This is a genomic window from Microbacterium sp. NFH-22A-Y, from assembly GCF_021401375.1.
Classification (GTDB): domain Bacteria; phylum Actinomycetota; class Actinomycetes; order Actinomycetales; family Microbacteriaceae; genus Microbacterium; species Microbacterium hominis.
On record NZ_JACBGF010000004.1, the window covers coordinates 1 to 13305 of the forward strand.

12 protein-coding genes are annotated in these 13305 nt (G+C 72.5%); 9 read left to right on the forward strand and 3 right to left on the reverse strand.

Annotated features, from left to right (window positions below):
• Together infB and rbfA are read left to right on the forward strand one after the other, a co-directional pair.
• Window positions 1-2440: translation initiation factor IF-2 (infB, locus tag L0965_RS14725; RefSeq protein ID WP_234057997.1), on the forward strand; the 2440-nt coding region annotated here is incomplete at its 5' end.
• Between the two features lie 140 nt (window positions 2441-2580).
• Entirely contained in the window at window positions 2581-3018 is a 438-nt protein-coding gene (gene rbfA / locus L0965_RS14730) for a 30S ribosome-binding factor RbfA (protein WP_060959431.1), read from the forward strand.
• A gap of 3 nt (window positions 3019-3021) precedes the next feature.
• Here rbfA and L0965_RS14735 read toward each other — a convergent pair whose 3' ends face one another.
• Together L0965_RS14735 and L0965_RS14740 are read right to left on the reverse strand one after the other, a co-directional pair.
• Complete coding sequence (locus L0965_RS14735; RefSeq protein ID WP_101306603.1) at window positions 3022-3507, reverse strand: flavodoxin domain-containing protein; 486 nt, start codon at window positions 3505-3507, stop codon at window positions 3022-3024.
• Window positions 3508-3587: 80 nt separating this feature from the next.
• On the reverse strand, window positions 3588-4454 hold the full coding sequence (locus L0965_RS14740; protein WP_101306602.1) for an A/G-specific adenine glycosylase: 867 nt from the start codon (window positions 4452-4454) through the stop codon (window positions 3588-3590).
• A gap of 69 nt (window positions 4455-4523) precedes the next feature.
• Here L0965_RS14740 and truB point away from each other — a divergent pair, with 69 nt between their 5' ends.
• From truB to L0965_RS14760, 4 genes are read left to right on the forward strand one after another with little or no spacing between them, the layout of a single operon-like run.
• A complete protein-coding gene (gene truB, locus L0965_RS14745) occupies window positions 4524-5438 on the forward strand; it encodes a tRNA pseudouridine(55) synthase TruB (RefSeq protein ID WP_101306601.1) in 915 nt (304 codons plus the stop codon).
• On the forward strand, window positions 5435-5803 hold the full coding sequence (locus L0965_RS14750; RefSeq protein WP_060959433.1) for a hypothetical protein: 369 nt from the start codon (window positions 5435-5437) through the stop codon (window positions 5801-5803). The genes truB and L0965_RS14750 overlap by 4 nt, the downstream gene beginning before the upstream one ends.
• A gap of 46 nt (window positions 5804-5849) precedes the next feature.
• A complete protein-coding gene (locus L0965_RS14755) occupies window positions 5850-6356 on the forward strand; it encodes a hypothetical protein (protein WP_232783916.1) in 507 nt (168 codons plus the stop codon).
• On the forward strand, window positions 6353-7300 hold the full coding sequence (locus L0965_RS14760; RefSeq protein WP_060959435.1) for a bifunctional riboflavin kinase/FAD synthetase: 948 nt from the start codon (window positions 6353-6355) through the stop codon (window positions 7298-7300). The genes L0965_RS14755 and L0965_RS14760 overlap by 4 nt, the downstream gene beginning before the upstream one ends.
• 24 nt (window positions 7301-7324) lie before the next feature.
• Here L0965_RS14760 and deoC read toward each other — a convergent pair whose 3' ends face one another.
• Window positions 7325-8041, reverse strand: coding sequence for a deoxyribose-phosphate aldolase (gene deoC / locus L0965_RS14765; protein WP_060959436.1), 717 nt, complete (start codon window positions 8039-8041; stop codon window positions 7325-7327).
• A gap of 102 nt (window positions 8042-8143) precedes the next feature.
• Between deoC and L0965_RS14770 the strand changes: the two genes are divergently transcribed.
• The 3 genes from L0965_RS14770 to L0965_RS14780 all read left to right on the forward strand — a co-directional run bounded on the left by L0965_RS14770 (window position 8144) and on the right by L0965_RS14780 (window position 13213).
• A complete protein-coding gene (locus L0965_RS14770) occupies window positions 8144-8365 on the forward strand; it encodes a heavy-metal-associated domain-containing protein (protein WP_061782119.1) in 222 nt (73 codons plus the stop codon).
• A gap of 11 nt (window positions 8366-8376) precedes the next feature.
• Window positions 8377-10725 carry a cation-translocating P-type ATPase gene (locus tag L0965_RS14775; protein WP_101306600.1) on the forward strand — a complete coding sequence of 783 codons (2349 nt, stop codon included), beginning with the start codon at window positions 8377-8379 and terminating at the stop codon, window positions 10723-10725.
• A 310-nt stretch (window positions 10726-11035) separates the two neighbouring features.
• Window positions 11036-13213 carry a DEAD/DEAH box helicase gene (locus L0965_RS14780; RefSeq protein ID WP_101306599.1) on the forward strand — a complete coding sequence of 726 codons (2178 nt, stop codon included), beginning with the start codon at window positions 11036-11038 and terminating at the stop codon, window positions 13211-13213.
• Window positions 13214-13305: the final 92 nt, after the last annotated feature.

Genomic DNA, 13305 nt, shown 5'->3' on the forward strand with positions numbered 1-13305 from the left:
GCCGGCCGCTCCGGCTCCGGCGGCCCCCGCCGCAGCGGACGCTCCGACGCCCGCCACGCCGGCCGCCGCCGCGCCCGGTGCGGCCACGCCGCAGGCGCCGCGCCCCGGTGGCGCTCCGCGTCCCGGCAACAACCCCTTCTCCTCGTCGCAGGGGATGGGCCAGCGTCCCGCCGGCCCGCGTCCGGGCAACAACCCGTTCGCGTCCGCGCAGGGGATGGGGCAGCGTCCGACGCCCGGCAACATCCCGCGCCCGCAGGCTCCGCGCCCCGGCGCCCCCCGCCCCGGCGCCCCGCGTCCCGGCGGCGCCGGTCGTCCCGGAGGCGGCGGTCGTCCCGGCGCGCCGTTCCAGCAGCGTCCCGGCGGTCCCGGTCGTCCCGGCGGTGCCGGCGGCTTCCAGCGTCCCGGCGGCACCGGCGGTCCCGGAGCGCCCGGTGGCGGCTTCGCGGGTCGTCCCGGTGGCGGCGGTGGTCGTGGCCGTGGTCCCGGCGGTGGCACCGCGGGTGCCTTCGGCAAGGGCGGCGGCAAGAGCAAGCAGCGCAAGTCGCGTCGTGCGAAGCGGCAGGAATTCGAGATGCGGTCGGCGCCCGTCGTCGGCGGCGTCAACGTCCAGAAGGGCAACGGCGAGATCATCCGCCTGCGTCGCGGCGCGTCGATCGCCGACTTCGCGGACAAACTCGAGGCCCTGCGCGGCTACACCGTGCAGCCCGGCACGCTGGTGACGATCCTCTTCAACCTCGGTGAGATGGCCACCGCGACCGAGTCGCTGGACGAGGCCACCTTCGAGGTGCTCGGCGCCGAGCTCGGCTACAAGATCCAGATGGTCTCGCCCGAGGACGAGGACAAGGAGCTCCTCGAGGGCTTCGGTCTCGACCTCGAGGCCGAGCTGGAGGCGGAGAGCGAGGACGACCTCGAGATCCGTCCTCCGGTCGTGACCGTCATGGGTCACGTCGACCACGGTAAGACGCGACTGCTCGACGCCATCCGCCAGACGAACGTCGTGGCGGGCGAGGCCGGCGGCATCACCCAGCACATCGGTGCGTACCAGGTGTGGACCGAGCACGAGGGCATCGAGCGCGCGATCACCTTCATCGACACCCCCGGTCACGAGGCGTTCACCGCCATGCGTGCCCGTGGTGCCCAGGTGACCGACATCGCCATCCTCGTGGTCGCCGCCGACGACGGCATCATGCCGCAGACGGTGGAGGCCCTGAACCACGCCCAGGCGGCCGGTGTGCCGATCGTGGTCGCGGTCAACAAGGTCGACAAGCCCGACGCGAACCCGGCCAAGGTGCGCCAGCAGCTCACCGAGTACGGCCTCGTGGCCGAGGAGTACGGCGGCGACGTCATGTTCGTCGACGTGTCCGCACGCCAGGGCACGAACATCCAGGAACTGCTGGATGCCGTGCTGCTGACGGCCGACGCGGGACTCGACCTCACGGCGAACCCGAACAAGGCCGCCCGCGGTGTCGCGATCGAAGCCAAGCTCGACAAGGGCCGCGGCTCGGTGGCGACCGTGCTCATCCAGTCGGGAACGCTGCGCGTCGGCGACGCGATCGTGGCCGGCACGGCCTACGGCCGCGTCCGCGCGATGATCGACGAGAACGGCGACGCGGTCGACGAGGCCTACCCCTCGCGTCCCGTCCAGGTGCAGGGTCTGAACTCCGTGCCCCGCGCCGGTGACGTGTTCATCGTCACCGAGGAGGACCGCACGGCTCGCCAGATCGCCGAGAAGCGCGAGGCCGCCGAGCGCAACGCCCAGCTGGCCAAGGCCCGCAAGCGCATCTCGCTCGAGGACTTCACCCGCGCTCTCGAAGAGGGCAAGGTCGAGTCGCTCAACCTCATCATCAAGGGTGACGTGTCCGGTGCCGTCGAGGCGCTGGAGGAGTCGCTCCTCAAGATCGAGGTCGACGACTCGGTGCAGCTGCGCATCATCCACCGCGGCGTCGGCGCCATCACGGAGTCGGACATCAACCTGGCCACGATCGACAACGCGATCGTGATCGGCTTCAACGTCCGCCCCGACACGAAGGCGCGCGAGCGCGCCGCCCGCGAGGGCGTGGACGTGCGCTTCTACTCGGTCATCTACAACGCGATCGACGACGTCGAGCAGTCGCTCAAGGGCCTGCTCAAGCCGGAGTTCGAAGAGGTGCAGTCGGGTGTCGCCGAGATCCGCGAGGTGTTCCGCTCCTCGAAGTTCGGCAACATCGCCGGTGTCATCGTCCGCAGCGGAACGATCACGCGCAACGCCAAGGCGCGCGTCATCCGCGACGGCGTCGTGCTGGCCGACGGTCTGCAGATCGAGTCGCTGCGCCGCTTCAAGGACGACGTCACCGAGGTCCGCACGGACTTCGAGGCCGGTATCGGACTGGGCAAGTACAACGACATCCAGATCGGCGACGAGATCGAGACGACCGAGATGGTGGAGAAGCCGCGCGGCTGATCCTTCCTGTTCGGCTGCGGCTGCGCCGGTCGCGCCGCGGAGACAAGAGCGGGGCCCCTACCCCGATTGTCTCCGCGGCGCGACCGGCTCCGCCTCCGCCGACCTCCCGGCTCCGCCGGGCGCAGAAAGAGGTAAGAGAGATGTCTTCAGAACGGCAGGCGAGACTCGCCGACCGCATCCGCGTGCTCATCGCCGAGCGGCTCGAGAAGGGGCTGCGTGACCCGCGCCTCGGCTTCGTGACGATCACCGACGTGCGCGTCACCGGAGACCTGCAGCACGCCTCGGTGTTCTACACCGTGTACGGCGACGACAAGGCGCGCGAAGACTCGGCGGCTGCCCTGAAGGCGGCCACCGGGATGCTGCGCAGCGAGGTCGGCAAGCAGCTCGGCGTGCGGCTCACCCCGTCGCTCGAGTTCATCCCCGACGCGCTGCCGGAGAACGCCGGACACATCGCCGAGCTCCTCCGGGAGGCGCAGGAGCGGGACGCCGCCGTCGCCGGGCTCGCCGCCGGTGCCGCCTACGCGGGCGACGCCGACCCCTACGTCAAGCCGCGCGAGGACGACGACGAGGACGACTGAGCCTCAGCGCCCGAGCGCGCGTCCCCACGCGGTCGCGCGTTCGAGCTCGCCCTCCTCGAGGGGGCCGCTTCGTCCCGTCACGAAGAAGTCCTCCACGGCATCCACCGACAAACCGTGCGCCCGCGCCGCCTTCGCGGCCGCCGTCGCCGCCGACCCGCTGAGCCGGCCGTGCCCCTGCTTCGTGCCGAACGTGGCGACGCGAAGACGTCCCGAAGAGGAGGGGGGCTGGGCGAGCCATTCCCGGATGCCGCGCCGGGTCGGCGTCGGCGCGTCCTTCGCGGCATCGGCCCGCGTCTGCACCCGCGACATCGAGAACACGTGCGTCGGACCGCCCACGAGGAGCAGGTCCACATCGTCGGGCAGGACCGTCGGGGCGGTGTCGACCGCGACGACCTCGACCCGACCGCTCGTCGCGACGCCCTCCGCGATGGCCCGGGCGACCTTCTCGGTGTTGCCGAACTGCGATTCGTACACGATCAGCGCCTTCATGAGGCGGACCGTACGCCGCCGCACCGGGTGACGCATCGGCCCCTCGCCGTGACAATGAGGGTGCGCCGCGCTCGGCGTCGTCAGCGGGGCAGACGCAGCAGCATCCCGTCGGACTCGATGAGTCCGTCGACCAGCAGCGAGTCGATGGCCCGCCCGCGCTGCGCCGGATCGGGCCAGTCGGCGATGACCGCCGCCTCGGCGACCTCGTGCGCCTCCGCCGCCCGCAGCGTCCGCAGCACCGCGCCGCGCGCCTGACGATCGCTGCCCTCGTAGGACGCCTGCTTCCGGCGTGCGTCGCCGGTGTCGGGATACCCGGCGGCGCGCCACGCGCACAGCGAGGCCACCGGGCAGACGTCGCAGCGCGCCGCCCGCGCGGTGCAGACCACGGCGCCGAGCTCCATCATCGCGGCGTTCATCACCGCGGCATCCGTCAGCTCCGCCGGCAGCAGCCGTTCCATGTCGGCGAGGTCCCGGCGCCCCGGGGGTCCGGGCTGCGACCGGCCCTCGACCGCCCGCGCGATGACCCGCCGCGTGTTCGTGTCGACGACCGGATGCCGGTCGCCGTACGCGAACACCGCGACGGCGCGCGCGGTGTAGTCGCCGATCCCGGTGAGGGCCAGGAGCGCGTCGACGTCGCGGGGGACCACGCCGTCGTGACGGTCGCGGATCTCGACCGCGGCGCGGTGCAACCACAGCGCGCGGCGCGGGTAGCCGAGGTTCGCCCACTGCGCGACGGCGGCGGCGGGCGGGTCGGCGGCCAGCGCGGTGGGAGTCGGCCAGCGCGTCAGCCACGCCTCCAGACGCGGGATCACGCGGGTCACCGGCGTCTGCTGCAGCATGAACTCGCTCACCAGCACGCCCCATGCGCCGAAACCGGGCGCCCGCCAGGGCAGGTCGCGCGCGGTGTCGCGATACCACGCGATCAGCGGCGTCGCGAGCTCTGGCACCGCACCAGCCTACGGCCGCGGGCGGGTTGCGTTCTCCGGCCGCGCGTCGGCCCGGCCTAGGCTGGAGCAATGCCCGCGTCACCGTCCGTCCCGAACGGCATCCTGCTCGTCGACAAGCCGCAGGGGATCACGAGCCACGACGTCGTCGCCCGCGCGCGTCGCGCGCTGAACACCCGAAAGATCGGGCATGCGGGCACCCTCGACCCGATGGCCACGGGGCTGCTCGTCCTCGGGGTGGGGCCCGCGACCCGGCTGCTGACCTTCATCGTCGGCCTCGGCAAGACGTACGAGGCCACGATCCGGCTCGGCGTCGCCACCGACTCCGACGACGCGGACGGCGTCGAGACGGCCCGAGCGGATGCCGCGGCCCTCGCCGCCGCGACGGACGAGCGGATCGCGGCCGGCATCGCCGCGCTCTCCGGCGAGATCGACCAGGTGCCGAGCACGGTTTCGGCGATCAAGGTCGGCGGCAAGCGCGCCTACGATCTCGCGCGCGCGGGCGAAGCGGTCGAGCTGACGGCGCGGCGCGTCACGATCGACCGTTTCGAGGTCCTGGCCCGACGTGCGGGCGCGGACGGCACCATCGACCTCGACGTGGTCGTGGACTGCTCCAGCGGGACGTACATCCGCGCCCTCGCGCGTGACCTCGGTGCCGCCCTCGGCGTCGGCGGGCACCTCACGGCGCTGCGGCGCACCCGCATCGGCGCGTTCGAGGTCGCCGACGCCGTCGCCGAGATCACCCCCGACGCGCCGCTGGAGACGCCGGCGCACGTCGCGGCAGCCGTGCTCGGCGCGTTTCCCGTCAGCGCCGACGAGGCGCGCGACCTGCGCCACGGCAAGAGGCTCCACGCCGCGGCGGAGCGCCTCGACGGATCCGCGACCGCGACGCCCGCCGCGATCGACCCCGACGGGCGACTGGTCGGCATCGTGGAACGCCGCGGCGCCGACGTGAAGAGCGTGATGAACATGGCGGAGGACGCATGATCGAGTGGTTCGCCATCGTGCAGGTCGCGGTCGCCGTCGCGGCGGGTCTGCTCGCGGTCGTGCTCGGCCTGGCCGGGCGTCGTCCCAGCGACCTGACGGTCGGGGCGATGGCCCTCATCCTCGTGCTCCTGCTCGCGCAGGTCGTCGTCGCGATCGTCGCCCCGCTCGTCGGCAACCCCCCGTCGGGCAGCGCGCTGGAGTTCTGGGTCTACCTCGTGTCCGCGGTGCTCATCCCGCCCGCGTCGGTGGTCTGGGCCCTCATCGAGCGCAGCCGCTGGAGCACCGTGATCATGGGGATCGCGGCGCTGTCGGTCGCGGTCATGGTCTGGCGCATGCAGGTCATCTGGACGACCGTCGGCATGTGAGCGGGCGCCCGACGCCCCCGTCGGCGCCGCCTATCATTGACAGGTCATGACTTCGCCACACCTCGACGCGACCGGGCCCACCCGGATGACCGGCATCGGCCGCGTGCTCGTGGTCGTCTACGCCATCATGGCCCTCGCGGCGACCGGACGCTCGTTCGTCCAGATCGTGCAGGACTTCTCCGCCGCCCCGCTCGCCTACACGCTGTCGGCGGCCGCCGCCGTCGTGTACGTGCTGGCGACCGTCGCCCTCGTGAAGTCCGACAGCCCGCGCTGGTACGTCGTCGCGTGGATCGCGATCTGCTTCGAGCTGGCGGGGGTGCTCATCGTCGGCACTCTGAGCCTCACGCATCCGGAGCTGTTCCTCCACGATGCCACCGTCTGGTCCGGCTACGGCTTCGGCTACTTCTGGGTGCCGCTCGTGCTTCCCTTCGTCGGGCTCTGGTGGCTGCGCAGCGGCGGACGCGGGGCGGACCCGGTGCCGGATGCCGCGGCGTCCGGCGACGAGCCCGTCCGGCACGACACCGTCGGCACCGATCGGAGGTCGTCCTGGTGATCGTCTTCCACGACCCCGCCGAGATCCCCGAGGGGTTCGGCCCGAGCGTCGTCGCCATCGGGAAGTTCGACGGCGTGCACTCCGGCCACCGCGCCGTGATCGATCGCGCCCGGGTCGCGGCGGCCGAGGCCGGCGCGCGGGTGGTCGCCGTGACCTTCGACCGCAACCCGCTGAGCCTGCTGCGGCCGGAGCTGTGTCCCGAGCCGGTGTGCAGCGTGGGCCAGAAGCTCGACCTCCTCGCGGCCGCGGGCGTCGATGCGACCCTCGTCCTGCGCTTCGATGAACAGCTCGCCGCGCTGGAGCCGCGGGCGTTCGTGGAGCACGTCCTGCTCAGCCTGGGCGTCGTGACCGTGATGGTCGGAGACGACTTCCGCTTCGGCCGCGGCGGGGCGGGAGATCCCGCTCTCCTCACCGAACTGGGCGCCGAGTACGGCTTCGCGGTCGACGTCGTCGGCGACGTGCAGGGCGGCGGCCGCCGTGTCTCGTCGACGTGGGTGCGCGACCTGCTGGCCGCCGGTGACGTCGAGGGGGCCGCGCGGCTGCTGGGACGTCCACACGCCGTGCAGGGCGAGGTGGTCCACGGCCTCAAGCGCGGCCGGGAGCTCGGTTTTCCGACGGCGAACCTGTCCGCGTCGGCGGAGGGCTTCATCCCGGCCGACGGCGTGTACGCCGGCTGGCTCGTCGACCTCGGCGCGGACGGAACCGCCGTCACGACCCGCTACCCCGCGGCCATCTCCGTCGGGACGAACCCGACGTTCGACGACGTCCCCGTCCGTCAGGTCGAGGCCTATGTCCTCGACGAGACGGGACTCGACCTGTACGGGCACCGCGTGCAGATCCGCTTCACGCATCGCATCCGCGGAATGGTCGCCTTCGCCGGCATCGAGGCGCTCATCGCGCAGATGGACGACGACGTCGCCCGTGTGCGCGCGGCTCTGGCCTGAGCCGCCGCACACGACGACGGCGGGTCAGTACGAGGAGGCGTCGACGGCGCCGACGGCCTGCTCTCCGGCATCCACCCGGCGCGCCTCGCCGAGGATCACCGCGCTGCCGCTCGTGCCCAGTCGGGTCGCCCCGGCGGCCAGCATCGCCAGCGCGTCGGCGTAGCTGCGGACGCCGCCGGAGGCCTTCACCTGCACATCGGGTCCGACGTTCGCGCGCATGAGCTCGACGTGGGCGACGCTCGCCCCGCCCCCCGCGAATCCCGTCGACGTCTTGACGAAGTCGGCGCCGCCGGCCTCGGTCAGACGGCTGCCGCGGGCGATCTGCTCGTCGTCGAGCAGCGAGGTCTCGAGGATGACCTTCGTCACCTTGCCGGATGCCGCCGCGACGACGGCCGCGATGTCGGCGACGACCGCGTCGTCGAAGCCCGAACGCAGGGCGCCGATGTTGATGACCATGTCGAACTCGACGGCGCCGTCGGCGAGGGCCTGACCGACCTCGGCGACCTTGGCGGCGGTGGAGGTGGTGCCGTGGGGGAAGCCGATGACGGTGCCCACGTTCACTCCGGTGCCGGCCAGGCGGTCGACCGCGTGGGCGATGTCGCTCGGACGCACGCACACGCTGAAGACGCCCCACTCCGCGGCGATGTCGAGCTCGGCGTCGACGTCGGCGCGCGTCAGTTCGGGCTTGAGGATGGCGTGGTCGATGGTCGCGGCGAGGTCCCGCTCGGTGATGGTGGACATGGCCCCAGCCTACGCCAGCGGGTCCTCGGGAATACCCCAGGGGGGTATCATGGTTGTCAGCGAGAGCCGCAGCCGAACGGGCGCGCGGCGAGAGGAGACACCATGTCCACGCAGACGTACGCCGTCGACGGCATGACCTGCGCGCACTGCGCCGGAGCGGTCACGCGCGAGGTGCGCAAGGTCGACGGGATCGATGACATCGCCGTCGACGTGACGGCGGGAACCCTCACCGTCACCGTCGACGACGGCGCGGCCGGTGCCGCGCTCGACGCCGAGATCGCGGCCGCCGTCGACGAGGCGGGCTACACCGTCGTCGCCCGCTGACGGAGCCGACGATGACCGGCCTGTCGACGGATGCCGTGTCGATGCCGCACGAGGAGGCGGTGCTCGACATCGAGGGGATGACCTGCGCGAGCTGCGTCGCGCGCGTGGAGAAGCGGTTGGAGCGCCTCGACGGCGTCTCGGCATCCGTCAACCTCGCGACCGAGTCCGCACGCGTCGACTACCCTCGTGCCCTGGACCCCGCCGCACTCGTGGCCGCGGTGCGCGAAGCGGGGTACGAGGCGCACCTGCGTCCGCGGCGTTCGACCCCCGACCGGGTGCACGAGTCGTCGCCCGGCGAGGCGCACGCGCACGACCACTCGGCGCACGCGGAGGGAGCGGAGGGCCACGTCCACGACGTGGAGGATCGCCCGGGCGCCGTCACACTGCGGACCCGCCTGATCGTCAGCATCCTTCTGGCGCTGCCCGTCGTCGCGCTCGGGATGGTCCCCGCGTGGCAGTTCTCGGGCTGGCAGTGGGTGTCGCTCGTGCTCGCGACGCCGGTGGTGCTCTGGGGCGGGTGGCCGTTCCACCGCGCGACGATCGCCAATGCGCGCCACGGCGCGATGACGATGGACACGCTCATCACCCTCGGCACCGGCGCGGCCTACCTCTGGAGCGTCTGGGCGCTCCTGTTCGGCACGGCCGGCGAGCTCGGGATGCGCCACGACGGCGGGATGTTCGCCCCCGTCCACGACCCGTCGTCGCTCGTCTACTTCGAGGTCGCCGCCGCCGTGACGGTGTTCCTGCTGCTCGGACGCGTCATCGAGCAGCGCTCCAAGCGGCGCGCCGGCGCGGCGGTGCGGGCGCTGATGGATCTCTCGGCGCGCGACGTCGAGCTGCAGGACGGCCGCCGCGTGCCGATCGACGCCCTCCGGGTCGGGGACGCGTTCGTCGTGCGCCCGGGGGAGAAGGTCGCCACCGACGGTCGTGTGGTCGCCGGGCGCGCCTCGATCGACGAGAGCATGATCACCGGCGAGGCGGTGCCCGTCGAGGTGGATGCCGGTGCGATCGTGACCGGCGGCACGATCTCCACCGACGGTCGACTGGTCGTCGAGGCGACCTCGGTCGGCGACGACACCCGTCTGGCCCGGCTGGCGCGGCTGGTGGAAGACGCTCAGGCGGGCAAGAGCCGCGTCCAGCGGCTCGCCGACCGGATCTCCGGCGTTTTCGTGCCCGTCGTCATCGTCCTGGCGGCGCTGACCCTGCTGGCGTGGTTGATCGTCGGCGGGTTCTCGGGCGAGGCGATCGCATCGGGGTTCACCGCCGCGGTGGCGGTGCTGATCATCGCCTGCCCCTGTGCGCTCGGACTGGCGACCCCGATCGCGATCCTGGTCGGCACCGGGCGCGGCGCCCAGCTGGGGGTGCTGATCACCGGGCCGGAGGCGCTCGAGGCGGCCGACCGCATCGACACGGTCGTCCTCGACAAGACCGGAACCGTGACCGCCGGAACCATGACGGTCGCGACCGTGACCCCCGTCGCCGGCACCGATCCCGACGACGTCGCGCACCTCGTCGGCTCGCTGGAGCACGCATCCGAGCACCCGCTCGCGCGCGCCGTCGCCGCCCTCGCCGACGGCCCGGCGGAGGTGACCGACTTCGCGGGCCGGGCCGGGCTCGGCGTCACCGGCACGGTGGAGGGGCACCGCGTGTTCGCCGGCCGTCCGACCTTCGCGGCCGAGCAGGCTGCGCGGGCCGCGGATGCAGAGCAGATCGCGGATGCCGCGGATGGTGCGCCCGACGAGATCGCCGCGGCGGTGCGCGCGGCCGAGCAGCGCGGCGCGACCGCGATCGTCGCGGGGTGGGACGGACGGATCCGCGCGGTCATCGCCGTCGCCGACACCGTGCGCGCCGACAGCGCCGACACGGTCGCGGCGCTGGCGGCGATGGGGTTGGACGTCGTGCTCCTCACCGGGGACAACGCCGGAGCCGCCCACGCGGTGGCGGAGGCCGTCGGCATCCGCAGCGTCGTCGCGGGCGTGCTTCCGGAGGGGAAGGTCGCCGAGATCGAGCGGCTGCGGGCCGGGGGACACCGTGTCGCCATGGTCGGCGACGGGATCAACGACGCCGCCGCCCTCGCGAGCGCCGACCTCGGAATCGCGATGGGCTCGGGAACGGATGCCGCGATGCACGCCAGCGACATCGCGATCACCGGGCAGGGCCTGGCACCGGTGCTGACGGCGATCCGGCTGAGCCGTCGCACGATGCGGATCATCCGCGGCAACCTCTTCTGGGCGTTCGCCTACAACGTCGCGGCCCTCCCGCTGGCGGCCCTGGGGCTGCTGAACCCGATGATCGCCGGGGCCGCGATGGCCTTCTCGAGCGTCTTCGTCGTCCTCAACAGCCTGCGCCTGCGTTCCTGACCCCCTCCCTCCCTCCCCCCTCCCTCCCCCCCACCCTCCTCGCGAGCCGCCATCCTCTGTGCGAGCCGCCATGGTTCGTGTCCGCCGGATCATGGCGGCTCGGCCGCGTCGTGGCGGCTCGCGGGTGCGGGGGTGGCGCGCTAGACTGGGCGCGAGGCTACCCCCGTCGCCGCAGCTCGCAGAAGCGAGTACCCGCAGCCGGAGGATCCGTGCCTCGTCCCGACCCCGCGGCATCCGCCCCGGGAAACGACTGACCGGTCTCTGGACCGGAAGCCCGCCGGTCTCCCGGCGACTCACGCTCAGGAGGAGCATGCCGACCACGGCATCCATCGCCCCCGCGTCACGCCGACGCGGCCCGTCCCATCGCGGCTCGTCCGCTCGTCGCGACGACGACGCGCCGCTGATCCCGATCCTCGCCCGCAAGGTGCGCGAGGTCGAGGCGAAGGCGCAGAAGGGCAAGCTCGGGCCCACCAACCGGGTCAAGTTCCAGGTCATCGCCTTCCTCGTGCGCGAGGAGCGGGCCCGCGTCAAGGCCGACGAGGCGATCGCCGGCGCCGCCCGCGCCGAGCTGCTCAAGCGCCTCGACGGCGTCGCGACGATCCTCGCCAAGACGGCCGCACGCGACACCTCGCTCATCCAGCTGCTCGAGGTCGACCAGGCCACGTCGCCCGTCGCCAAGCGCATGCGCCGCGACTGGCTGCTCGAGTCGGGCGCGGACCTGCCCGAGGACGAGCTCATCATCACCGACGTCACCCAGAACGCGCAGAGCTGGGGGCAGACCCCGGTCGTGCCCGCCGCGCTCGCCGAGCGGCAGGTCATCCCGCCGCAGATCGAGGCGCGCCGCGAGGCGAACCCGTTCCTCGCGCCCGATGTGGCCCTGCGCGCCCCGGCATCCACCGCCCGCCGCCGCCTCGACGGCTGGGAGCTGATGGGACCGCTCTACAAGGCGTTCGAGACGGGCGCCGGAGGCGCGAGCGCGTCGATGGAGCTGCCCCCCGTGCCCGAGTTCGACCGGCTCTCGCCCAAGGGGCTCGAGATCATGCCGCACCAGTCGCGGTTCCTCGAGGCGGTCCGGGCGGGTCATCGCTCGTTCCTGCTCGCCGACGAGCCCGGCCTCGGCAAGACCGCGCAGTCGGTGCTCGCGGCCTCCGTCGCCGACGCCTATCCGCTGCTGGCGGTCGTGCCCAACGTCGTGAAGATGAACTGGGCGCGCGAGGTCGAGCGGTGGACGCCGCAGCGTCGGGCCACCGTCATCCACGGCGACGGCGACACGGTCGACGCCTTCGCCGACGTCTTCATCGTCAACTACGAGGTGCTCGACCGCCACCTCTCCTGGCTCGGCTCGCTCGGGCTGAAGGGCATGGTCGTCGACGAGGCGCACTTCATCAAGAACCTCACCTCGCAGCGTTCGCAGAACGTGCTGGCGCTCGGCGGACGCATCCGCGAGCAGGTGCGGAACCCACTCATGCTGGCGCTCACCGGCACGCCGCTGATCAACGACGTCGAGGACTTCGACGCGATCTGGCGCTTCCTCGGCTGGACCAACGGTGAGAAGCCGGGCCCGGAGCTCATGGAGAAGCTCGACGCGACCGGGTTCACCCCGGCGGACAAGGCGTTCTACCCCGAGGCCCGCGAAGCGGTCATCTCGATGGGCATCGTCCGTCGCAAGAAGAAGGATGTCGCCTCCGACCTCCCCGACAAGCTGGTCGCCGACCTGCCCGTGGAGCTGGACGACGAGTTCGGCCGCTCCATCCGCGAGGCCGAGCGCGAGCTGGGTGCGCGCCTGGCCGCCAAGTACCGCCGCATCATCGAGGCGCGCGGCGACAAGGTGCGCATCGGCGAGATCGACGAGGACATCGTGCGCCTCGTCGCGCACGGCGAGCTCGAGGACGCCAAGTCGTCGTCCGCCGGCGCCGACAACGTGTTCACCATGGTGCGCAAGATCGGCCAGGCCAAGGCTCACCTCGCGGCCGACTACGCCGTGCAGCTGCAGCGCTCCGTCGGCAAGGTCGTCTTCTTCGCGAAGCACATCGACGTGATGGATGCCGCAGAGGCGCACTTCGCGGCATCCGGCCTGCGCACCATCTCCATCCGCGGTGACCAGTCCACGCCCGCCCGCCAGCAGGCGATCGACGCGTTCAACACGGATCCCGACGTGGCCATCGCCGTCTGTTCGCTGACGGCCGCCGGCGTCGGCCTGAACATGCAGGCGGCCTCCAACGTGGTGCTCGCCGAACTGTCGTGGACGGCTGCCGAGCAGACGCAGGCCATCGACCGCGTGCACCGCATCGGTCAGGACGAGCCGGTCACGGCGTGGCGGATCATCGCCGCCCACACGATCGACACGAAGATCGCGGAGCTCATCGACTCCAAGCAGGGTCTTGCCCAGCGCGCGCTGGACGGCGCCCAGCTCGACCCCACCTCGAGCGACTCGGTGCAGCTGTCCGCGCTCATGCACCTGCTGCGGCAGGCGCTCGGCGCGGCCTGAGGCGGGCCGGGATTATCGACGGCGGATGCGGTGGCATCCGCCGTCGATACGGCGATAGTGTCGAGGATGGCAGCGTCGCCGAACCACATCCC